The sequence below is a fragment of the Agarivorans aestuarii genome (assembly GCF_019670125.1).
Taxonomy (GTDB): Bacteria; Pseudomonadota; Gammaproteobacteria; order Enterobacterales; family Celerinatantimonadaceae; genus Agarivorans; species Agarivorans aestuarii.
The window spans coordinates 2,407,416-2,429,585 of record NZ_AP023033.1 but is presented as its reverse complement, the minus strand read 5'-3'; the positions used below and the strand labels follow the sequence as shown (position 1 = coordinate 2,429,585).

The window sequence follows — 22,170 nt, the reverse complement described above, 5'->3', positions numbered from 1 at the left end:
TAGATAAGAAAAAGCCAGCTAAACGCTGGCTTTTTTATTCTGATTGCAGATTGCTTAGCAAGGTGCAGCAACTATTGATTGCTGTAATTTTTTCACTTCGATTATCTTAACCGAGATAGTATCGCCTACACTGTAGCGTTTATCTGTGGTCGCCAAGCTACCTAACTCACTATCGATGGTGAGCTCTTCATCTTTGCCTGCAAGTTTCGTTTTAGGCACAAAAGCAGACGCGCCGCTGTCTAGCAAACGTATGTTTAAACCGCCACGGTTTACATTGCTTATCTCTGCACTTAAACAAGTATTTGGATCTTGTTCTGCAAAGTATTCGCAATACAGATAATTGGCCATTTCTCGTTCGGCAAACTTTTGCTTTTTGCGATTGTCACTAAGGTGTTCAGACAATTCCTCGGATAATGGGGATTCGGGTGTCTCCCCATTTATTACCGACTTAATAAGACGGTGATTTAATAAATCACTGTATTTGCGAATGGGCGAGGTCCAAGTAGCGTACTTGGCTTCACCTAAGCCAAAGTGCGGTAGACACTTGTCACTGTAAATTCCAAAGTTGAAGTGGCGTTTTACAAGTTGGTCTAAACATTTGTTGCCGGTAGCGGCGATGTCTCTTCTTAGTTGGCAAAAGTAATCGAGATCGCTGAGTTTATCTCGCTCAACTTGCAATTCAAATTTAGCCAGCAGCTCTACAAGGCCATCAAGTTTTTCTTCTTTAAAACCGGAGTGGCAAGCAAATACACCAAAGCTAAGTTTCTCGTCCAGGAAGCTACCACCACAAATATTGGCTGCTACCATGGCTTCTTCAATCATCCGGTTTGCGCTGCGACGAGTTTGACGCAGAATGTCGATCACTTGACCTTTATTATCTAATACAAACTCGTAATCAGCTTGGTCGCCAAATACTGAGGTATTTTCAGCTCGCCAGTGATTACGCTGTTCACTAAACAAATGAAGTTCTTGCAAAGCCTTAGAGAGTTCTTCATCAGCGTTGAGTTCTTCAGACGCTTGTTCAATAAAGTCAGAAACCTGATTGTAGCTAAGTCGATGTTTTGATTGGACTGTTGCTATGAAAAACTCAGCATTCTCTTGTAGCTCGCCATTAAACCCTACCTTCATTTCACAAACTAAAGCAGGGCGAATTTGGTTTGCTACTAGCGAACAGTGTTCATTTGCGAGTTTGCTAGGCATCATCGGTACAGTGCGAGCGGGCAAGTACAAGGTAAATGCACGTTGTTTTGCCGCTTTTTCTAGTTCACTGCCACTATTTATGTAAGCGCTAGGGTCGGCGATAGCAACTTTTAGTTTCCAATGATCAGCTTTTCGAGAAATAAAAACGGCATCATCCATATCTTTGGTGTTTTCACCATCAATGGTGAAGAAAAGCTCATCACTTAGATCGCGGCGAGCAACTTGCTGATCGATAATAGCTAAGTCTTCAGTAAGCTCGGGTTGGTCCCAAGCTAGCTGATGTTTTTTAGTGGTAGCTTTCCAACGAGCGAAGTTATCGTCGCTCTCAGCAATAAACTCGATGATTTCAGCCTGAAAGTGCTGCTCGTTAAGCGCATGCTTAACCAAGCGAGCCAATACCCAATCACCTTGTTTAATGGTGAAGCCACTATCTTTAATGACTTTGGCACTCAAAAGCTGGTTAATTAGCGGGTGATCAACCTGCAGCTTAGTGCGTTTATCAACAAATTTAATCCGAGCCACAAAAGTATCTAAGGCTGGTTCTACCAAGGCTTCTGGTTCAGCGGCTTCTTTGCCGTTGTTTTCGCGAATAGCAGCGCTAATGCGGTCACCATGGATAAGCTTCTTCATCATTGGAGGAGCAATGAAGTAGCTTTTTTTGTTGTCAGTTTGAAGGAAACCGAAGTTTTTATCGGTAGCTTTAACTACCCCTTCAACGGTAGGAATAGTCTCTCTAATTTGCTGCTTCAGCTGAGCCAATAGAGGGTTATCTTTAAGCATAAAGGCTTCCATTTTTTATAGTGAAAGCACTATACCCAAAGGTTTATCGCTATTCTAGCGAAACAGTACTGGTTTATTGGGTTTAGCTCGAGCTAAACTTGCAAACAAATATCTAACAATGAAGAGCAGGGATGAGTAAAGATCAAGAAAAGCATCAACAACGTCAGGAAAAGTTGAAAGCTAGTGTTGATGCAAAAGTAGAAGATGCGCAATTAGAGAAAGGGTTGCTGTTGGTGATTACTGGCAACGGAAAAGGTAAATCTACTGCCGGTTTTGGCAATGTCGCTCGCGCTACCGGACATGGTTATAAAGCAACCGTAGCTCAATTTATTAAGGGTGGCTGGGAGTGTGGTGAGCGCAATTTGTTGCAAAGTAATGGGGTAGAGTTTGCCACTATGGCTACCGGTTTCACTTGGGAAACACAAAACCGAGAACTTGATTCCCAAGCAGCACAAGAAGTATGGCAACGTTGTAAACAGTGGTTAGCCGATCCTTCAATTTACCTGGTGCTGTTAGATGAAATTACTTACATGCTGAGTTATGACTATCTTGATGTAGAAGAAGTGGTAGCAGCCATACAACAGCGCCCAGCTGAGCAGAGTGTGGTAGTCACTGGTCGTGCTTGTCACCGTAAGGTTTTAGACATTGCAGACACTATATCTGAGGTGAAAAATGTTAAGCACGCATTTGAGTCAGGAATTAAGGCTCGTCAAGGCATAGATTGGTAAACCCGAAAGGTGGCTTTAGAGCCACTTTATTCCTCCACATCCATTTTTAGGAATTATTTTCTACTAACCCCCAAATGTTAGAAAATGTATTCCATTTACAACCAGTCTAAAAAAAATACGCCAAATTTTTCCAATCGCTTATTTGTACACTAAATCTATCGCAAACAGCAGAGATAGACCATGGAACAGTGGCAACAATATATAGATTTAGTTCAGTCAGAAGTTGTACCAGCGTTAGGTTGCACCGAACCGGTGACCGTTGCCTTAGCGAGCGCAAAAGCTGCTGAACTATTGGGCGGTTTACCTGATTCAATTCAAGTAAAAGTTACCCCTAATCTGTATAAAAATGGCATGGGGGTATTTGTTCCCGGTACCGGTAAAGCCGGTTTGCCTATTGCAGCAGCTGTTGGCGCAAGTGCTGGCGATGCAAGCAAAGGTTTAGAAGTACTTGCGACAATCTCTGATGATGCTTTAAACATTGCGAAGCAGATGCTTAGTCAACGTAAGGTTAGTGTATCAATGGTGAGTAATGAAGACGTTCTGCACACCGTGGTTAATGCTAGCCGTAATCAAGATAAAGTTGAAGTATGTATCGCGAAATCTCACACTCGCTTTGAATACATTGTTAAGAATGGAGAAGTGGTAGAGCAAGCCGATGCTGTGCAATGTGCTCCAGCGTCTGAAACTAATCACCTAGAATTATCGATAGACGGAATTGTAGACTTTGTTGAGCAGGTCCCGATTAGTCAAATCGAGTTTATCAAAAGAGCTGCTAGTTTAAACAGAGCCCTAGCAGAGACGGGTTTAAGTGGAGATTATGGCTTAGCACTTGGGGCAAGCTTACAAGCACAGGTTAAACAAGGGCTGCTGTCCGATGATCTTATCAACCGTTCGATGCGATTAGGTGCTGCAGCATCAGACGCTCGAATGGGTGGGGCGCAGCAAGCTGCAATGAGTAACTCAGGCAGCGGTAACCAAGGAATAGCCGCGACCATGCCAGTGGTAGCTTATGCAGAAATAAAAAACTTAGACAATGACACCTTTGTGAGAGCGTTAATGCTAAGTCATTTGATAGCCATTTATGTAAAGTCTAAGCAAAATAAGTTATCGGCATTATGCGCAGCAACTACAGCAGCGATGGGCGCGAGTGCTGCCTTAACTTGGTTGATGAGTGGCGAACTAGCAGCGATTCACCGCGCGATAAACTCTATGGTAGGAGATGTTTCCGGCGTTTTTTGCGATGGTGCTAAAGCCGGATGTGCGATGAAGGTATCGACAGGCGCTAGCAGTGCCGTTAAGTCGGCTATATTAGCTGTAGCCGGTAATTGTGTTTCAGCACAACAGGGAATTGTGTTTGAGTCTGCCGATGATAGCATCCTACAACTTGGGGTAATGTCTAAAACCGCTATGCTGTCTACCGATGAAGCAATCATTGCAACTATGCAGAATAAACAGGCAAGCTAAGTATCTGAATGTCCTTTTATAAATGAGCTTTTTTTCTTAGTTTAGGAAAGCTCTTTTTGCTAGTCTGTAACTATGAATTTATGGCACTTGTTCCCACCAAAGATCTTAGCCTTTGAGCAAATACTTTATTTGCCGTATCTGCTCATTCCTAGCTATGCATACTTAATTTATGCTGCAACTCGTTATCAAAGAGTTCGTAAACCAATGCTACTGTTTCTGTTGTTATCTGGTTTTGTTTGCGGCTTGATGATAGTGAGCTTTGGCCCAAATATGGGAAAGTTACTGCCTCCCTTAATGCTGTTAGTTTCGCCCTTATTTCCACTGTTTAATATGTTCACGGCGTTGCGTCAAACAAACGTAAGTGTCACATTGTTTTGGTTTGTAGCAAGCATGGCTAGCATAGTGCTTAGCCTAAGCTGGGCAGTTTGGTTTGTAGCTCTGGCTAACTCTTAGTGGGGGCAAACTCAGCTTGAAAAGCCTCCATGGCTAGTAAAACCTTTTGCTTTTCATTGGGATTGATTTTGTGCACCAAACTCAGCTCGAAGGGGTAGCTATATTGCTCGGGCTTAAGTAATCGCACTAGCTTCTGCTCGATATAGGGTTTTGCTTCGCTTATGGGCAGGTAACCTATGTAAGCGCCTGAGAGTATTAGCGCTATACGGCTGTCAAACTGGTAACCCTTAGCCCCAAAATTCAATTGCTGAAGCTGCGTTCGGCCTTTGGGGTTGAGCTCGATTCCCGGATGAACTGCTGCATGTTTTGCCAATAGCTCGGTGTCTATTTGCAGGTCGTCAATGTCATACAGGGGTGATGACTTGCCAGCACACAAATAAATAGACTCACTAAATACCACTTCACTAACAAGACCGTCGATGTTTCGGTAGGCTGGGTAAAACCCTACGTGGGCTTGGTTGTTGATCAAGGCAGACTCAATATTGGCGACAGACTCCATGTTTAGAGAGATGCATAGCTTTGGTGCTTGCTGCTTTATACTGGCAACAGCCTTACCGATGTTGGCTATGCTCTTGTGATCAAGCAGATCGGAATAAAGAATTACAAGTTCACCGGTAAGTGGTTTGCCTAAATTATCAACCAGCGAGGCGAACTCTTGAATTGATGAAAATAGCTGTAAACAAGCTTGGTATACTGTTTGGCCACGTTCAGTAAGAGCAAATCCGCTTCTCCCTCTAACACACAGTTTAATGTTCATTCTGCTTTCTAGGCTAGACATATGCACGCTAATGGTTGAGCGAGTGATCCCCAAACTGTGCTCTGCTGCAGCAAAGCCGCCATGCTCAACAACCGCCTTAAATACCCTTAGTAGCCTTAAGTCATATTCGCTGAGTTGTTTTCCTGATAATGGGTCTAACATTGTTTTAATAACACCAAACTAAAGTTTTATTGTTTGATATTTAACATCGTTTTAGATTGGTATTCAATGAACATAATTATGCGGCTAAAGGAATAGATCAACTATGGAAGCGATTCAATACTCAAATTTAGTCAAAAGCCAGTCCTACATAAATGGTAAATGGCACTCTTCTAGTCAGCGCTTTTCGGTAATCAATCCGGCTACTCAAAAAGGTTTGTTAGAGATAGAAGACTGTGGAATAGAAGGTGTGGAGCTTGCTATCCAAGCCGCTAAAGCCGCGCAAAAAACTTGGGCTACTAAGTCTGCTAACGAGCGAGGCAGTTTGCTGCGCGCTTGGTATCAACTCGTTATGCAGCACCAAGATGATCTCGCAAGTATTCTTACTCAAGAGCAGGGTAAGCCCTTTGCAGAAGCAAAAGGCGAAATCGGCTACGGCGCTGCTTTTTTAGATTGGTTTGCTGAAGAAGGCAAGCGCTGTTACGGCGATGTAATACCAGCCCCAGCAGGCGATAAACGAATAATTGTAGTAAAACAGCCAGTGGGCGTAGTCGCAGCGGTTACACCTTGGAACTTTCCTAACGCAATGATTGCACGTAAAGCTGCTGCAGCTTTAGCTGCTGGCTGTTGCTTTGTGGTGAGACCTGCTCAACTTACACCTGTATCTGCACTGGCCTTAGCACAATTAGCAGACGAAGCTGGTATTCCGCCAGGTGTGTTTAATGTAGTGGTTGGCGAAGATGCTAAAGGCATGGGCAAAGTACTTACACAAAGCCCTGATGTAGCTAAATTTACTTTCACTGGTTCAACCGCAGTAGGTAAACAGCTGATTGCTCAATGTGCCTCTACGGTTAAAAAAGTATCAATGGAATTGGGTGGAAACGCGCCTTTCATAGTATTTGATGATGCTGACATTGATGCGGCAGTGCAGGGCGCTATCGCTTCAAAATACCGCAACGCTGGGCAAACCTGTGTATGCGCAAATAGATTTCTAGTTCAAAAGGGCGTCTATCAACAATTTTCTGAGAAGCTTGCCGAAGCGTTAAGCAAGTTAAAAGTTGGCGACGGCATGCAGGCGGACATAGACATAGGGCCGATGATCAGCGAACAGGCAAAAGAATCAGTGCACAAGTTGGTTACAGAATCTTTAGATGCTGGAGCCAAAGTATTGTGCGGTGGACAAGCTCATGAGGCTGGGAACCAGTTTTATCAGCCCACCATTATGACAGAAGTTAGCAATTATATGCCGATAGCAAAAAATGAAATATTTGGCCCCGTTGCACCACTCATCATGTTTGAAGATGAGCAGCAGGCGATAGAGCTAGCCAATGATACAGAATATGGCCTAGCGGCTTATTGTTATACCCGAGATATTGGTCGAGTATGGCGAGTAGGCGAAGCCCTAGAGTACGGTATGGTCGGGATAAACGAAGGGATTATTTCCAATGCCGCAGCGCCATTTGGCGGGATTAAACAATCAGGTAATGGGCGAGAAGGCTCGCATTATGGTTTAGATGACTACACAGAGATTAAATATTTGTGTATGGGCGGCGTAAACAACTAACAATAGGAGACAGGGATGAATAACCAACAACTACAAGAAAGAAAACAAAGCGTTATTGCACGCGGCCAAGGCAATGTTTATCCAGTTTATGCTGAACGAGCATTAAACGCAGAGCTGTGGGACGTAGAAGGTAAGCGCTATATCGATTTTGCCACTGGTATTGCTGTATGTAATACCGGCCATAGCCACCCAAAAGTTGTGGCTGCAGCAAAACAGCAACTGGATAAGTTTAGCCATACCTGTGTAATGATTAACCCCTATGAAAGCGCTGTGGAGCTGGCCGAAAAGCTAGTAGCGTTGGCGCCTGGAGACAGTGACAAAAAGGCCATGTTTGTTACAACCGGTGCAGAAGCGGTAGAAAATGCCGTGAAGATCGCTCGCGCATCAACAGGCCGTCGCGGCGTTATCGCCTTTAATGGTGGTTTCCATGGTAGAACAAATCTTACTATGGCGTTAACTGGAAAGATAACGCCTTATAAACATCAGTTTGGACCTTTTGCTGGGGATATTTATCATGCTCCGTTTCCCATGAAAGCGCATGGCATCAGCACAGAACAAAGCCTACAAACACTGAACAATATTTTTAAAGTTGATATCTCTGTTGAAGATGTTGCAGCGATCATTGTTGAGCCCATTCAAGGCGAAGGTGGCTTTTATCCAGCGTCAAAAGCGTTTTTACAGGCGCTCAGGGCGCTCTGTGATCAGCACGGTATTGTGTTAATTATGGATGAGATTCAAACTGGATTTGGCAGAACCGGTAAGATGTTTAATTGTGAATACGCCGATGTTGAGCCTGATTTAATAACCATGGCTAAAGGTATAGCTGGCGGATTCCCCTTATCTGCGGTGGTGGGCAAAGCTTCTATTATGGACGCGCCACTACCCGGTGGATTGGGTGGAACCTACGGTGGTTCACCGGTGGCATGTAGTGCAGCTTTAGCAGTATTAGAGGTGATTGAAGAGCAAGATTTGGTGGTGCGTGCTAATCAAATTGGCCAACAGTTTGGCGAATACTTGCATTCCTTGCAGCAGCAATTTCCCGACCTGATTGGCGACATTCGGATCTCAGGGGCGATGATTGCCATGGAACTCATCGAAGATGGCGATGTAACTCGCGCCAATACTGCATTAACTCAAGCGCTTATTGTCAATGCCGCAAATTATGGCCTTGTACTATTAGCCTGTGGTTTTTATGGGAATGTGATTCGCTTTCTACCAGCACTAACTATTGAGGATGAGATAGTTGATGAAGGCATGCAGCAGTTTTGTCGCTTATTTAAATCTTTAGCCGGTTAATTCAAAGCAAATTCAAACAAGTTAACTTTAAGCAGTGCTCACTAAGCGCTGCTTTTTTTGTTGTTTTAAAGCTATACAAGCGCTTGCTGCTTAGCTATGTTGTTATCTAAGGTCATGATTAAAAGCAATGTTTTGTGATAGCCTCGCTTTCCAAATTGCTTAATTAATTAACGTTTTATAGGAAATAAAATGCCGCACCCTTTGCCAAATAGCCCGAGCACTTTACTTGTTTTACTAAGGTGGCTGTTATTGCTAATCCCCTTGGCCTTTGTGGTAGGTTCGTTAAACGCTTTGTTTTTGTATTTGCTCGATTATGCTAGCCATACACGAGTCGATAATCCCTACCTCTTATACTTTTTGCCACTCGCTGGGGTAGTGGTGGTGTTTATTTATCGCCGTTTTGGAAAAAACTCCGAATCAGGCAACAATCTCATCATTGATGAGATCCATCAACCTGGTGCAGGTATTCCTGCTCGCATGGCACCGTTAGTACTTTTCTCTACCGTGGTAACTCATTTGTTTGGTGGTTCTGCCGGTCGCGAGGGGACCGCAGTACAAATAGGTGGAGCGTGCAGTGCAGCTTATGGGAAGTTATTTAAACTAAGTGGTCGAGACTATCAAATACTGCTTAGTGCCGGTGTAGCTGCCGGCTTCTCGGCACTGTTTAGCACGCCCTTAGCGGCCACTATTTTTGCTATTGAGGTATTGGCCGTTGGCCGAATTCGTTTTGATTCAGTTATCCCTGCTTTATTTGCAGCGATATTGGCTGACTTAGTGTGTTCTGCTTGGGGCACGCCTCATACCCAATACAAAATCGATTTTCTGGAACACGTGATGCTGTTTGAGCATGTGGTTCATGTTGATTTGATCATGTTAGGTAAGGTGCTTATCGCCGCTGTAGCGTTTGGTATAACTGGTTACCTGTTTGGCGAAACGGTGTTTGTACTTAAAGATATCTTTAAACACGTATTTAAGAATCCTTATTTGATAGCAGTAATTGGTGGACTGATAGTCATTGGCATTGTGAGCTTAATTGGCAATCAAGACTACATCGGTCTGGGAGTTAACAGTTATAGAGAAGGCGGGGTAAGTATAATAAGTGCCTTTAACGAAGGAGGTGCAGAGTGGTACAGCTGGATGCTTAAGTTATTACTAACGGCAATCACTCTTGCTGCTGGGTTCAAAGGCGGTGAAGTAACTCCATTGTTTTTCATCGGGGCTACCTTAGGTAACACTTTGGCGTGGATAATGGGCGCACCAGTAGATTTGTTTGCAGCAATCGGTTTTATTGCAGTGTTTGCCGCAGCTACCAACACGCCTTTAGCCTGTACCATTATGGGTGTTGAGTTATTTGGCTCCGATCATTTACTGTATTTTGCTGTAGCTTGCTTTGTTGCCTATTACTTTAGTGGTCACACTGGTATTTATTCTGCACAACGGGTAGCAGTACCAAAGTCTACAAATTTTGCGGCGCACGAAAAAACCTTGGGTGAAATTAGGGCGGCCAACAACCGTTTGGTGTCTTGGTTGAAAAAACGAAGCAAATAAATGCAAGCTAAAACGCGTCACTCATCTTTATTAATATTGGCCATATTGTTATGGCCAAGTATAGCGTTTGCTTACCCTGGCAATTTGACCACCCATTTTGAAGGTGAAGAGTTAAAAGCAACCGTCACCTCAAACACTGATCGGCCAATCCGTTGTCAGCTTTCAGCCGGTCCAGATATTGTGTGGATGGAGATTCAAGATAAACAAGAGAGTTTTAAATTTGCCAAAGGCTATAAAACTCATCACCTTAGCTTGTATTGCAAGATTATCGAGCAGAAAACCAAAGCCAGGCCTTGGCGATTAAACCCTTATAACACACCCATTCCTGAGTGGAATAAGGTCATCTTTCCAGATTAGCCTTGGTAATCTTAAGCCATTTCCATGGCTTGTCGCTGAGCTTTAAATGGGCAGGGTGAACCATCAATGACTAAATCACTTAGTCTCTCCGGTTTTGGTATATCTTTTTCATCAATATCGAGTTGGCTAGCCAGTAAGCGGCTAAACATTTGCCAGCTTTTTAATTGGCAAAACTCTTCGGTTTCGCCCGGATAGGGTTTAGCTAGTAATGGCGCTAAGGTTGAAGAGGAGGTGGCAAAAATGGTTAGTAACCATTTTAGTTCGCCAATGTTGAAGTGTTTTACATATCCTTGCTTGTGGCATTCAATCACAAGGTCTTCAAGAATCTTTCTTACTTGATCATCTTCTTCTAAGAAATACTCAAACAATTCTTGTTCGTTATTTACTGCATCGTTAAGCAGCCTAACCGGCTGAGGGTCGACTTGCAGTGCAGCTAAGATCTTAATTAGCAAATCAAACAACTGATGACGACAAGAAAGGCCATGTTCTTGCTCAGCAACCAATAAGTTTACGTAGGCTAAAAATTGCTGGTGCATGCAGTCACATATATGCTGCCAAATCTGTAGCTTAGAGCCGAAATGATGGCGGATGAGGGTATGAGACACACCAGCTTGTTCACTAATCGCGCGCAGTGATACAACGGCATAGCCTTTACTGGCAAAAAGATCTGCGGCTGCGATTAAAATCTTAGTGCGGGTTTCTTCTGCTACTTTGGCGCTTTGTCGTCCGGTGCGTTTTTCAGTCATCTTCTATAATTACTTAACTCGAATTTACAGTGCTTTTTAAACTAAGCGTAGTCTATCATGAATTTTACTTTCCATGTGGAAAGTAAAGCTTGATCGGCAAGCAAGTGATCAATATACTTTCCGCCAGGAAAGTATATATGGCTGTTTGTTCAACTGGAGCAACTAATGAGAACAAATTTAACAAACAAGGCCGTTTGGCAGCGACTTAGTTTTGTGGGCCTGATGATGCTGGTATTGCAAGCTTGCGGACCCGCTCATTCAGAGCCAGTTACTGAAATTGTAAAACCCGTGAAGTTATTGGAAGTGCCAGAAACGTTCAACGCTGTTGACTACAACTTCGTAGCGCAGGTTCAAGCAACAAGCCGAGCTCAATTGGCCTTTCAAGTATCAGGTGAAATACAGCAATTGAACGTAAGAATGGGGCAGTTTGTAAATAAAGGGGATTTACTTGCCGCTCTTGATCCTCATGATTTTCAATTGGCTGTTGATGCGCGTAAAGCTCAATTTGATTTGGAAAAAGCTCGTCGTACAAGATCGGAGCAGTTATTTGCTAAGAAGCTGATTTCCGAGGATAACTACGATCAAGTTCTTACTGCCTACACAGAAGCACAAGCTAATTTAGACCAAGCGGCCACTGATTTAGCCTACACCAAACTTCATGCGCCATTCTCCGGGGTTGTATCACTGACTTACGCTAAGCAATACCAGTTTGCTGGTGCCAAGCAGCCAGTATTAAGTTTGTTGGGGGATGAGCAGCTAGATTTGGTCTTCAATTTACCAGTAACCATAACCGAACGTTTGAACTTAGCTGAGTTACGTGAAGCCAAACTGTGGGTCACCCTTGGTAACTTTAAGGGTGTAGAGTTGCCTGCACGTTTTAAAGAAATCTCCACTCAACCTGATCCAGATACCAATAGTTATACCGTTACCTTAACCATCATAAGGCCAGAGCACCTAAACATCTTACCTGGAATGTCTGGCGCGGTTTATGTACGTAATGAGTCTGAAACCGATAATGGTTTAGCCTTACCTAAAGGTGCTTTCATCCAAATTGATGAGCAGCAAGCCCAAGTGTGGCGAGTTGTTCCAGAAACCATGCGAGTAGAAGCTGTGGATGTTCAACTTAATCAACAAGGGCTGGTTATCAGCGGATTAGTAGCTGGAGATAGCATAGTAGTTGCAGGCGCTAAATCCTTAAGCGCCGGTCAAATTATTCGACCATGGCAACGTGAAGGAGGGATTTAAGATGTTATTTAAAACTCATACCTTGCTAGCTTTAACACTTACTAGTTTGCTTAGCGCGTGTAGTGAACCAGCAGAGACCGTAAGCGAAAAACCCTTGTCTGTGCTTACCATTAACATAAATGAATCAGCTGCTCAGCCAGAGCGAGAATTTAATGCACGAGTAGAGCCAGCTGAATTAACGCCGCTTTCTTTTCGGATTGCCGGTGAGTTAACCAATATGTCAATCAAGCCAGGTCAACATGTTCAAAAAGGCCAGTTGTTGGCAGAGCTGGATAATCGAAAGTTGAAACAGCAGGTAGATGATGCACAAGCAACTTTTAGCCTTGCTGAACGCCAGTTAAACCGTGCTGAAGGCTTAGTAGATAAAAGTTTGTTATCCCAAGAAGAGTACGACGTACTTAAAGCTAATTACCAGCTTGCGGGGGTAGATTATCAACTGGCTAAGGCTCAGCTTAAATACAGCCAACTGCGAGCTCCCTTTGAAGGCTTGATTGCAGAGGTTCCAAAACAATCTTTTGAAAATGTAACTCCGGGAGAAACTGCGGTTTCAATCTATCAAGATCACTTGGTGTATGTGCGTTTACAGTTGCCTGATAATTTGTTGGCTCAAATAGACCCAACGGAACGTAACTATAATTACCAACCTAAAGCAAAATACGCAGGTAACGATACCCTTTATCCCATCACATTTTTAGAACATACCTCAGAGCCTAATCCGGAAACACAGGCTTTTGAAGTATGGATGAGCATGCCGCAAGTCGAGCCAGCTATTTTGCCTGGAACCTCTGTCACTATGTATGTTGATTTAGATGCGGCTGGCCTGGTCGGGCGCAGTGGATACTTGTTACCTATGACTGCATTAGATCCTGGCAATAACGATCAACAGTTTTATGTATGGAAAGTGACCGAAGGGCGTGCCCAAAAGGTTGAAGTTCAAGTAGCACAAATACATACCAAAGGCGTGTTAGTAAGTGAAGGCTTAAGCCAAGGCGACCAAATCATTATTTCAAGCTTAGCCAAGCTTAGAAATGGACTTTCTGTAACCACTAAATCTCAGGAGCAATAAGCGTGACTATTGCTGAATATTCTATAAAAAATAAAGTTATAAGCTGGATGTTTTTAGTCATTCTGGCGGTTGGTGGCGTAGTGTCTTTTGCAGACCTTGGGCGTTTGGAAGATCCTGCCTTTACGGTTAAAGACGCCATGGTTATTACCTCTTACCCTGGCGCTACATCTACAGAAGTAGAAGAAGAGCTGACCTATCCTCTAGAAAAGGCGATTCGTCAGTTACCTTATTTAGATAAGGTAACTTCTACCTCATCAGCTGGTTTGTCGCAAATTATGGTGAGCATGAAGATGGACTATGGTCCTGATGAACTGCCGCAAATATGGGACGAATTAAGACGTAAAGTAAATGATCTGGAGCCCTCGTTACCTCCAGGTGTAAACCCCGTTCAGGTTATGGACGACTTTGGGGATGTTTATGGCGTAATGTTAATGGTTACTGGCGAGAACTATTCTTACGTAGAGTTAAAGCGTTACGTTGATTACTTAACACGTGAGCTAGAAGTAGTTGATGGCGTTGGGAAAATTAGCTTAGCGGGTGACCAACAAGAGCAATTGTTTGTAGAAATGTCTCTTAAACGAGTGGCAGCGCTAAACCTAGATATGAACACTGTAGCTGGATTGTTAGCCCAGCAAAATGCAGTTATTAGTGCAGGTGAGGTTACTGTTAACTCCCAAACGCTTACATTGCGCCCAACCGGTGAACTAAATTCTATCGAAACCTTTGAAAACCTAATTATTCATGGGCGCGATACCGGTAATCTTATTCGCTTAAAAGACGTAGCTACCGTTACCCGTGATGTGCAGGAAGTACCCAGTAACTTGCTTAATTACAATGGCGAACCTGCACTAAACCTAGGTATTTCGTTTTCCTCTGGGGTTAACGTGGTTAAGGTGGGAGAGGCCGTAGACGCGCGTTTAGCCGAGCTTGAAAACATTAAACCTGCTGGGATTAAGATTCACACGCTTTACAATCAAGCCAAAGAAGTTGAGCAGTCGGTTAACGGTTTTGTGCTTAGTTTGGCCGAAGCGGTGGGTATCGTGATTTTGGTGCTGTTGTTTACCATGGGCTTGCGCAGCGGAGTGATTATTGGCGCGGTGCTGCTTCTCACCGTGATGGGCACCTTCATCTTAATGAGTATCTACGATATCGAGTTACAGCGTATCTCACTAGGTGCGCTGATTATTGCTCTGGGTATGTTAGTAGACAACGCGATTGTGGTAGTAGAAGGTATTTTAGTTGGCATGCAACGCGGTAGAACTAAAGTAGAAGCTGCCAAAGACATTGTAGAGCAAACTAAGTGGCCGCTATTAGGCGCAACGGTAATTGCTATTGTGGCCTTTGCGCCTATTGGCTTATCGCCCGATGCAACGGGTGAATTTATGGGTTCGTTGTTTTGGGTACTTTGTTTCTCACTATTCTTAAGTTGGATTACCGCAATAACACTTACGCCATTTTTGGCAAATCTATTGTTGTCATCTAAGAGCAGCGAAAAACAGCAAAGTAACGACGACCCATACAAAGGCCTATTGTTTGTAATATTTGGCAAATTACTGAAGTTCTGCTTGCGCTTTAAAATGCTAACAGTAGTAGTGATGCTAATGATGTTGGCAGGTGCATTCTACGGCTTTAGCTTGGTGAAGAATTCATTCTTCCCGCCTTCAAATACGCCAATGTTCTATGTGGACATGTGGATGCCTGAGGGTACCGACATTCGCGACACCTATAAGCAAGTGCAAAAAGTAGAAGACTTCTTGTTAGACAAGGAACAAGTAGAATTTGTTACGTCTACAACAGGCCAAGGTTTGCAACGTTTTAGTCTTACCTACAGCCCTGAAAAAAGCTATCAAGCCTTTGCCCAACTGCAAGTAAGGGTTGTTGACCGTGAACAAATGCTTGATTTGATGCGTGTATTAGATACCGACTTACGTGATGCCTTTAGGCAAGTGAGCTTTCAATTCCGCTTAATGGAGATTGGCCCTTCACCTGCTTCTAAGATTGAAGCTCGAATTATTGGCTCCGATCCTCAAGTATTGCGCGATGTTGCCGTCCAAGTTGAAGATATCTTTAATGCAGACCCTGGTGCGCGAAACATCCGCCATGATTGGCGTGAGCGAACTAAAGACTTGTTGCCGCAGTTTAATGAGTCTCAAGCGCGTCGTTTAGGTATTTCTAAGCAAGACTTGGCTGATACCTTACAAATGGCCTTTGGCGGCAGTGCAATTGGCTTGTTTAGAGATGGCACAGAAATGCTACCCATTGTTGTGCGCTTGCCTGAAGAAGAACGGGTTGATTTTTCAACGGTGCAAAACCTCAAGCTTTGGAGCCCAGCGCTGCAAACCTATGTGCCAATTCAACAAGTGGTTGATGACATTAGCTTAGATTGGGTTGAGCCACTTATTCAACGTCAAGACCGCAAACGTACGTTAACCGTATTGGCAGATCACGACATTTTGGGAGATGAAACGGCCGCGAGTTTATTTGCTCGTTTACGCCCGCAAGTTGAAGCAATTCCATTGCCCGTTGGTTATTCACTAGAGTGGGGCGGGGAGTACGAATCTTCTAATGATGCACAGCAAGCGCTGTTTAGCTCGCTGCCGATGGGCTATTTATTTATGTTCATCATTACAGTGTTCTTGTTTAACTCGATTCGCCAACCCATTGTTATTTGGCTCACAGTGCCGTTAGCTGTAATTGGTGTAGCAGTTGGTTTGCTAGCTACCAACTCGGCATTTAGCTTTACCGCTTTATTAGGCGTGTTGAGTTTAAGTGGTATGGTGCTTAAAAACGGCATTGTACTGATGGACCAAATTAACATTGAGACGCACTCAGGCAAGGATCAATATCAAGCAGTAGTAGACAGTGCCATTAGCCGGGTAAGGCCGGTTAGTATGGCCGCCTTAACCACGATTCTTGGCATGATACCCTTAGTGTTTGATGCCTTCTTTGGCTCGATGGCGGTAACCATCATGTTTGGTCTAGGCTTCGCAACTGTATTGACCTTAGTCATCGTTCCAGTGTTATACGCCTTGTTCTATGGAATCAAACCCAGTAACGCTTAAGTAACAAGGGCGCATGTAGCGCCCTTCTTTCTGCCTGTTGTGTCTATACCAAATACACTTGAATATTATTGGTTCTAAGTAGCTCTATCATGCTGGAGTCAGCATTTTCTCCAGTAATCACTATATCTATCTCATCTAAGCTGAACAGCGACAAACCACCAAATACGCCAACCTTATCTGCCGATACCATGGCTACAACTTTGTCGGCATATTGCAGCATTTTCTTTTCTTCCATAAAGGTTAATAAAGCAGATTTTGTTAAACCTGCTTCGGTAAGGCCGTCGCCACTTACGATTAAGTAGCGTCCCTGATAAGAAGTATGGTTATCGGGAGACACCAACAAGCTTTGGCTTTTTATATATTGTCCGCCCAAAACAACTAGGTGAGGGTAGCTTTGTGAAATCAAATAGGTGAGTAGCGGCAAATAGTTCGAGTAAACATGTACGTGAGTATCGGTTAGGTATTTGCCCATTAAGAATGGTATTTGTCCTTCACCAACAAAGATGTTGTCTCTTACTTCACACAAGTCTACCGCTTTACGCGCAATGCGGTCAGATTCTTCGTAATTTTCGTAGTCAGATATGTTCGGGTAAAAGCCTACCATTCCCGGTGAACTAACCACATTCGGCGAAAGTATCTTTTCTGCACCATTACGTATCTTTTTTAACTTACCTTGAGTATCCAAGTCGATAATGTCACGACGAACCGTAGCCGGGGAGCAGTCTAAAAGCTCTACCAATTGTTGAACGCTGGCCACAGTATTCTCTTGGAGGTGGGCTAAAATCTTGTTATGACGAAGCTTGGCTGGCATTTGAAAACTCTTGAGAAGTTTGTGATTAAAAACGATTGTAATTGATTGCGTTTTGAAAACTTTTACCCCGATCACAGAGTTTTTGATTGCAAATGATTACCTATGACTGCTTATGATTACATTAAAGGCGGTGTTGCCGTTTTGTTAAAGCCAATCGTTATATGACGTCAAATCTAATCACCTTCTTTGACACATAAATTTCACTTTCTATACTCGGCTTAACGTGATGCGAGGGATAACAATGAATCAGGATCTGATAACAAAACAAAGCATATTGCTCGACTTTGAAGCTGAGTCTAAAGACGAAGCTTTATACAGCATATGTGCCCAACTGTTTTTGTTACGCAAAACCACAGACCCAATTGGCTTATATAACGACATAAACAAACGCGAGAACATTGTTAGTACATTTGCCGGACAACATATTGCTATTCCCCACGTAATTACTCAACACATCAATGAACCGGTGTTGTGTTTCGTTCGAGTAAAGAGTGATGAGTTTTACTGGAATGAAGAGGATGAGGATGTTCGCATCATCTTCTTGCTTGCTGTACCTCTAAAAGAAAATTTAAAAAAGCTTAGAGAGTCTCAGTCATACGTATTTTCGTCGATTGCTCAACTAATGACAGATCCTTCGATGATAGAACTATGGCTAACAACAAATGAAGAGCGAGTAATACTCGACAGCTTGAATTTGGCCTTTGAGTCAAATTTCAAAGCAACTACGAGCATAAAGGAATAAGGAGTTAGACTAATGTCTGCGAACAATCTAAAGGTTGGCGTTCAGTCAATCGGACGTTTTTTGAGTGCGATGGTTATGCCAAATATCGGGGCATTTATCGCGTGGGGTTTAATTACAGCTTTATTCATCCCAACAGGGTGGTTACCTAACGAGAGTTTGGCCGCTTTAGTTGGACCAATGATCTTGTATTTACTACCTCTACTGATTGGTTACACCGGCGGTAAAATTGTTGGCGGAGATCGCGGTGCGGTTGCCGGTGCCGTGACCACCATGGGTGTTATTGTGGGAACCGACATTCCCATGTTTATGGGCGCGATGATAGTGGGTCCGCTGGGTGGTCTTGCTATCGCCAAGTTTGATACTTGGGTACATGGCAAAATTAAACCGGGCTTTGAGATGTTGGTAAACAACTTCTCACTGGGGATCATCGGCATGATCATGGCAATGGTTGCCTATGTGATTATTGGCCCGGTGGTTTCTGTGCTTACTACTGCTTTAGGTGATGGTGTTGGCTGGATCGTTGACCGCTCATTGTTGCCCTTAGTCTCTATTATTGTAGAGCCGGCTAAGATCTTGTTCTTAAACAATGCGATTAACCATGGCGTATTTACCCCACTTGGTGCCGAGCAATCTGCAGAAGTTGGCGCTTCAATTTTTTATCTAATTGAAACTAACCCTGGTCCTGGTTTAGGCATTTTGCTTGCTTACATGGTTGTAGGTAAAGGTACTGCTCAAAAATCAGCGTATGGTGCATCTATTATCCACTTCTTTGGTGGTATCCACGAAATCTACTTCCCATACATCTTAATGAAACCACGTTTAATCATCGCAGTAATCGCTGGTGGTATGGCAGGAGTTGCTTTCAATATGATTACCGGTAATGCATTAGTAGGTCCGCCATCTCCAGGTTCGGTATTTGCCTTAGTGCTTATGTCTACTGGTGGTATGGGCATTATCTTAACCCTTGGTTCTATTGCTGTAGCTGCGACAACTTCATTTTTGGTGGCATCGGTGATTATTCGTCGAGACGCATCAGAGACTGATGACTTAGAAGCAGCGCAAGCAGCGGTTGATGCCAACAAAGCTGAATCAAAAGGTCAAATCCCTGTTGGTGCTAGCGCTTCTGTAGCTGCAAACGGTGAAGTGAAATCTATCGTTGTAGCTTGTGACGCGGGTATGGGCTCATCAGCCATGGGCGCCACAGTGCTAAGAGGCAAGATTAAAGATGCAGGCTTAGATATCAATGTGACTAATTCGGCGATTAACGATTTGCACGATGCCGACATTGTGATTACTCAACAAGAGTTATCTGCCAGAGCTAAAGAGAAGTTACCAAGTGCTCGTCATGTAAGTATTGGAAACTTTATGGACGCCAGCTTCTACGACAAATTAGTGGCGAGCCTTAAAGCCTAAGTTCTTGTAATCCATTGGGAAGCGCCTACAGCGCTGCAGTTTAACGCTGTAGGCCGCATCTTCTAACCATTTACGTCAAATTGCCCAGCCTAAGCGGCAAGGTACTTTGCTAAATCAACAAAACGAGATAAGCATGTCCTTTTTTAAAAGTTTATTCGCTTCCAGTGAGAAAGAGACAGAGGTTGCCTCTCAACCAGAATTGGTGCAGTCAGCCACTATTGAGCAGCCAGTCGCTGCTAATGAAGAGCCAGATTCGCTTACTGTAGAACCCAAGCAAATCTACTTAAACCAAAGCTTTACTAGCAAAGAGCAAGTATTGCGTTTTGTATCTGAACAAATGTTAGCGCTTGGTTTAGTTAACGCAGACTACTTCGACGCTTTACTAGCTAGAGAGCAAAAGGTGAGCACCTACCTAATTAATAGTGTCGCTATTCCACATGGAGTGAACGAAGCCAAATCTTTAGTCGCCAAAAGTGGTGTGGTGATAGTTCAAATCCCGCTGGGGATTACTTGGAATGACAATGGCGACAGCGTAAAGCTGGTTGTTGGCATCGCAGCGAAAGGTGAAGATCATTTAAGCCTATTACAAACCTTAACCACCGTGGTGATGGACCAAGAGTTATCAGCCAAGTTGGCCGTGACTAGTGACAAACATCAAATCATTACTGCTTTGGGCGCTGCTGCGTCTAAAGAAACAGTTATTAAGGACGACTTTGCTATTTGCCAAAGTGCGCTCATCGTAGATGAAGCCGGTATGCATGCACGCCCTGCAAGTTTGCTTAGTGAACAAGCGGCCAGTTTTGCCAATACTCAAATTCGCATTCGAAATGGTGAGCAAAGTGCTAATGCTAAGTCCATGGCTGCGTTACTGGCCATGGGGGCAAAATTGGGCGATTCAGTGGTGGTTTCAGCCGAAGGCGAACATGCAGAAGAAGCCGTTGACCAACTAGCCGAAATGATAAAAGCCGGTCTCGATAACGAAGAAGACAACGCAAACGCCGAGTTCAATCCTTTGGCCGGTTTGCCGGCTTTAGCTAATGCCACTGGTGATGCGGTATTGCAGGGCATGGCTGCCTCACCAGGTATTGCCGCTGCACCTATATTTGTATTGCGTGCTTCAAACATTAATGTGGAGCAGCAAGGCAGTGGCGAAAGTAGTGAAAAACAAGCACTGCAAGAAGCGCTAAGCAAAGCCGCTGAACAAAGCGACGAGTTACATAACAAGCTGTTAGAAAAAGCACCACAAGAAGCCGCTATTCTAAAAGCGCAAAAACAGTTACTAAGCGACGAAGCTATAAATCAAGAATGTTTGCAATATATAGAGCAAGGCAATAGCGCTGCTTGGTCTTGGCAACAAGCCTTAACATCACAAATTGATGCTTTATCTAAAGTTGAAGACGAGCGACTAAAGGCACGTATAGCCGATCTAAATGATGTAAGCCAGCGTGTTATCGCGATTCTTACCTCAGCTGAAACACTAAGTTTTCCTGATGAAGAGTTCATTTTGTTGGCAAAAGATCTTTCACCTTCGCAAACTGCTGGCTTAGAGGGCAAAGCGGTAAAAGCCATTGCTACCGAGTTAGGTGGTCCTAACAGTCATATGGCAATTCTTGCACGAGGCTTGGGTATTCCTGCAGTGGTTGGTGTTGGCGCTGGCAAGTTGTGCGAAGTGGCTGACCAACAAATGGCAGTGGTCGATCCACAAAGTGCTAGCGTAGTGATTAACCCTAGTAGCGAAACACTAGAGCAAGCAAGCCAAAACATCGATATTTGGTTACAAATGCGTTTAGCCGAAGCAGAGCATCAACATGAACCTGCTGTAACTAAAGATGGTCGCCATATTGAAGTAGTTTGTAACATCGCTAAACCTAAAGATGCACCAAGTATCTTGGAAAATGGCGGAGAAGGCGCAGGCTTACTTAGAACCGAGTTTTTGTTTGAAGCTTCAAGCGAAGAACCTTCCATCGAGCAACAGATAGATGCACTTAAAAGCATCGCGAACGAGCTTGGCGATCGCCAACTTGTTGTGAGAACGGCGGATATTGGTGGTGACAAACCGGTGTCGTGGATGGATATGCCGCACGAAGATAACCCGTTTTTAGGGGTTCGTGGCGTACGTTTATCGTTTAAACACCAAGACATGTTTGAACGTCAACTAGAAGCTATCTATCGCACAGCAATTTGGCAAGTAGAGCAATTTGGCAAATCAGGGATCCACATTATGTTCCCAATGATCGCCAAAATGTCTGAATGGACCAAAGCCAAAGAACTGGCCGATAAGATTCGTGTGTCACTTAATGCACCTGAACTGCCCTTAGGCATTATGGTTGAAGTGCCATCTGCCGCTTTAGTGGCCGACACCTTAGCTAAACATGTCGATTTCTTCTCTATCGGTTCTAACGATTTAACCCAATACACCTTAGCGATGGACAGACTAAACCCTGAGTTGTGCTGTGAAGCTGACAGCTACCATCCAGGTTTGTTGCGGTTAATTTCTATGACCGTTAAAGCAGCCACTGCCAACGGTAAGTGGGTAGGGGTTTGCGGCAACATGGCTGCCGACCCTAACATAGCTTGCTTATTAGTGGGTATGGGGGTTCAAGAGCTGTCGGTAAGTCCAGCCAATGTTCCGGCAGTAAAAAACATCATTCGTTCGGTGTCTTACAGCAAGTTGCAGGCTAAAGCAGAAAAAGCCCTGCAAATGTGTAGCTCCGAAGCCGTCATGGCGATGTACAAAAACCATGATGATCTTATTTAGTAGAAAACAGAATATAAAGAG

Annotated in this window: 17 protein-coding genes; 13 read left to right on the top strand and 4 right to left on the bottom strand. The window is 43.9% G+C overall.

The genetic code is table 11. The annotated features are described in order from the left end of the window. Positions 1-54: 54 nt before the first annotated feature. Complete coding sequence (locus K5609_RS11365; RefSeq protein ID WP_221073757.1) at positions 55-1,980, bottom strand: exoribonuclease II; 1,926 nt, start codon at positions 1,978-1,980, stop codon at positions 55-57. A 131-nt stretch (positions 1,981-2,111) separates the two neighbouring features. On the opposite strand from K5609_RS11365, the gene cobO reads away from it, so the two are divergent. From cobO to K5609_RS11350, 3 genes are all read left to right on the top strand, one after another. Then, positions 2,112-2,708, top strand: a complete 597-nt coding sequence (gene cobO / locus K5609_RS11360) for a cob(I)yrinic acid a,c-diamide adenosyltransferase (protein WP_221073756.1) — start codon at positions 2,112-2,114, stop codon at positions 2,706-2,708. 180 nt (positions 2,709-2,888) lie between these two features. Beyond that, positions 2,889-4,172, top strand: a complete 1,284-nt coding sequence (locus tag K5609_RS11355) for an L-cysteine desulfidase family protein (RefSeq protein ID WP_221073755.1) — start codon at positions 2,889-2,891, stop codon at positions 4,170-4,172. Positions 4,173-4,244: 72 nt separating this feature from the next. Beyond that, a complete protein-coding gene (locus K5609_RS11350) occupies positions 4,245-4,625 on the top strand; it encodes a hypothetical protein (protein ID WP_221073754.1) in 381 nt (126 codons plus the stop codon). On the opposite strand, the gene K5609_RS11345 is transcribed toward K5609_RS11350, so the two are convergent. Continuing rightward, positions 4,615-5,544: a LysR family transcriptional regulator gene (locus K5609_RS11345; protein WP_221073753.1), complete on the bottom strand. Its 930-nt coding sequence runs from the start codon at positions 5,542-5,544 to the stop codon at positions 4,615-4,617. The genes K5609_RS11350 and K5609_RS11345 overlap by 11 nt on opposite strands. A gap of 103 nt (positions 5,545-5,647) precedes the next feature. Here K5609_RS11345 and K5609_RS11340 point away from each other — a divergent pair, with 103 nt between their 5' ends. From K5609_RS11340 to K5609_RS11325, 4 genes are all read left to right on the top strand, one after another. Beyond that, positions 5,648-7,105, top strand: a complete 1,458-nt coding sequence (locus K5609_RS11340) for an NAD-dependent succinate-semialdehyde dehydrogenase (RefSeq protein WP_221073752.1) — start codon at positions 5,648-5,650, stop codon at positions 7,103-7,105. Between the two features lie 15 nt (positions 7,106-7,120). Then, positions 7,121-8,401, top strand: coding sequence for a 4-aminobutyrate--2-oxoglutarate transaminase (gene gabT, locus K5609_RS11335; RefSeq protein WP_221073751.1), 1,281 nt, complete (start codon positions 7,121-7,123; stop codon positions 8,399-8,401). 189 nt (positions 8,402-8,590) lie between these two features. Beyond that, a complete protein-coding gene (locus tag K5609_RS11330; protein ID WP_221073750.1) occupies positions 8,591-9,949 on the top strand; it encodes a voltage-gated chloride channel family protein in 1,359 nt (452 codons plus the stop codon). After that, a complete protein-coding gene (locus tag K5609_RS11325; protein ID WP_221073749.1) occupies positions 9,950-10,306 on the top strand; it encodes a hypothetical protein in 357 nt (118 codons plus the stop codon). Between the two features lie 11 nt (positions 10,307-10,317). On the opposite strand, the gene K5609_RS11320 is transcribed toward K5609_RS11325, so the two are convergent. Continuing rightward, the gene (locus K5609_RS11320) at positions 10,318-11,052 is read right to left on the bottom strand and encodes a TetR/AcrR family transcriptional regulator (protein WP_221073748.1); all 735 of its coding nucleotides are present in this window, start codon (positions 11,050-11,052) and stop codon (positions 10,318-10,320) included. A gap of 165 nt (positions 11,053-11,217) precedes the next feature. On the opposite strand from K5609_RS11320, the gene K5609_RS11315 reads away from it, so the two are divergent. Genes K5609_RS11315 through K5609_RS11305 form a run of 3 tightly spaced genes read left to right on the top strand, consistent with a single transcriptional unit; the run spans position 11,218 to position 16,425 of the window. Continuing rightward, complete coding sequence (locus K5609_RS11315) at positions 11,218-12,297, top strand: efflux RND transporter periplasmic adaptor subunit (RefSeq protein ID WP_221073747.1); 1,080 nt, start codon at positions 11,218-11,220, stop codon at positions 12,295-12,297. A gap of 1 nt (position 12,298) precedes the next feature. Beyond that, on the top strand, positions 12,299-13,363 hold the full coding sequence (locus K5609_RS11310; RefSeq protein WP_221073746.1) for an efflux RND transporter periplasmic adaptor subunit: 1,065 nt from the start codon (positions 12,299-12,301) through the stop codon (positions 13,361-13,363). A gap of 2 nt (positions 13,364-13,365) precedes the next feature. Next, positions 13,366-16,425 (top strand): efflux RND transporter permease subunit, encoded by a 3,060-nt coding sequence (locus K5609_RS11305; protein WP_221073745.1) that lies wholly within the window; start codon positions 13,366-13,368, stop codon positions 16,423-16,425. A 43-nt stretch (positions 16,426-16,468) separates the two neighbouring features. Here the strand turns inward: K5609_RS11305 and K5609_RS11300 are convergent, their stop codons facing one another. Then, the gene (locus K5609_RS11300) at positions 16,469-17,236 is read right to left on the bottom strand and encodes a DeoR family transcriptional regulator (protein WP_221073744.1); all 768 of its coding nucleotides are present in this window, start codon (positions 17,234-17,236) and stop codon (positions 16,469-16,471) included. A 241-nt stretch (positions 17,237-17,477) separates the two neighbouring features. On the opposite strand from K5609_RS11300, the gene K5609_RS11295 reads away from it, so the two are divergent. The 3 genes from K5609_RS11295 (at position 17,478) to ptsP (ending at position 22,149) form a co-directional block, all read left to right on the top strand. Next, positions 17,478-17,978 carry a PTS sugar transporter subunit IIA gene (locus K5609_RS11295; RefSeq protein WP_221073743.1) on the top strand — a complete coding sequence of 167 codons (501 nt, stop codon included), beginning with the start codon at positions 17,478-17,480 and terminating at the stop codon, positions 17,976-17,978. Between the two features lie 12 nt (positions 17,979-17,990). Next, positions 17,991-19,391, top strand: a complete 1,401-nt coding sequence (locus K5609_RS11290) for a PTS mannitol transporter subunit IIBC (RefSeq protein WP_221073742.1) — start codon at positions 17,991-17,993, stop codon at positions 19,389-19,391. 133 nt (positions 19,392-19,524) lie between these two features. After that, the gene (ptsP, locus tag K5609_RS11285; RefSeq protein WP_246611837.1) at positions 19,525-22,149 is read left to right on the top strand and encodes a phosphoenolpyruvate--protein phosphotransferase; all 2,625 of its coding nucleotides are present in this window, start codon (positions 19,525-19,527) and stop codon (positions 22,147-22,149) included. Positions 22,150-22,170: the final 21 nt, after the last annotated feature.

Bases quoted from the DNA above. Each gene is read 5' to 3' on its own strand.
- K5609_RS11325 (WP_221073749.1), top strand. From the start codon at position 9,950: ATGCAAGCTAAAACGCGTCACTCATCTTTATTAATATTGGCCATATTG.
- K5609_RS11350 (WP_221073754.1), top strand. From the start codon at position 4,245: ATGAATTTATGGCACTTGTTCCCACCAAAGATCTTAGCCTTTGAGCAA.
- K5609_RS11295 (WP_221073743.1), top strand. From the start codon at position 17,478: ATGAATCAGGATCTGATAACAAAACAAAGCATATTGCTCGACTTTGAA.
- K5609_RS11340 (WP_221073752.1), top strand. From the start codon at position 5,648: ATGGAAGCGATTCAATACTCAAATTTAGTCAAAAGCCAGTCCTACATA.
- cobO (WP_221073756.1), top strand. From the start codon at position 2,112: ATGAGTAAAGATCAAGAAAAGCATCAACAACGTCAGGAAAAGTTGAAA.
- gabT (WP_221073751.1), top strand. From the start codon at position 7,121: ATGAATAACCAACAACTACAAGAAAGAAAACAAAGCGTTATTGCACGC.
- K5609_RS11290 (WP_221073742.1), top strand. From the start codon at position 17,991: ATGTCTGCGAACAATCTAAAGGTTGGCGTTCAGTCAATCGGACGTTTT.
- K5609_RS11330 (WP_221073750.1), top strand. From the start codon at position 8,591: ATGCCGCACCCTTTGCCAAATAGCCCGAGCACTTTACTTGTTTTACTA.
- K5609_RS11300 (WP_221073744.1), bottom strand. From the start codon at position 17,236: ATGCCAGCCAAGCTTCGTCATAACAAGATTTTAGCCCACCTCCAAGAG.
- K5609_RS11320 (WP_221073748.1), bottom strand. From the start codon at position 11,052: ATGACTGAAAAACGCACCGGACGACAAAGCGCCAAAGTAGCAGAAGAA.
- ptsP (WP_246611837.1), top strand. From the start codon at position 19,525: ATGTCCTTTTTTAAAAGTTTATTCGCTTCCAGTGAGAAAGAGACAGAG.
- K5609_RS11365 (WP_221073757.1), bottom strand. From the start codon at position 1,980: ATGCTTAAAGATAACCCTCTATTGGCTCAGCTGAAGCAGCAAATTAGA.
- K5609_RS11310 (WP_221073746.1), top strand. From the start codon at position 12,299: ATGTTATTTAAAACTCATACCTTGCTAGCTTTAACACTTACTAGTTTG.
- K5609_RS11345 (WP_221073753.1), bottom strand. From the start codon at position 5,544: ATGTTAGACCCATTATCAGGAAAACAACTCAGCGAATATGACTTAAGG.
- K5609_RS11355 (WP_221073755.1), top strand. From the start codon at position 2,889: ATGGAACAGTGGCAACAATATATAGATTTAGTTCAGTCAGAAGTTGTA.
- K5609_RS11315 (WP_221073747.1), top strand. From the start codon at position 11,218: ATGAGAACAAATTTAACAAACAAGGCCGTTTGGCAGCGACTTAGTTTT.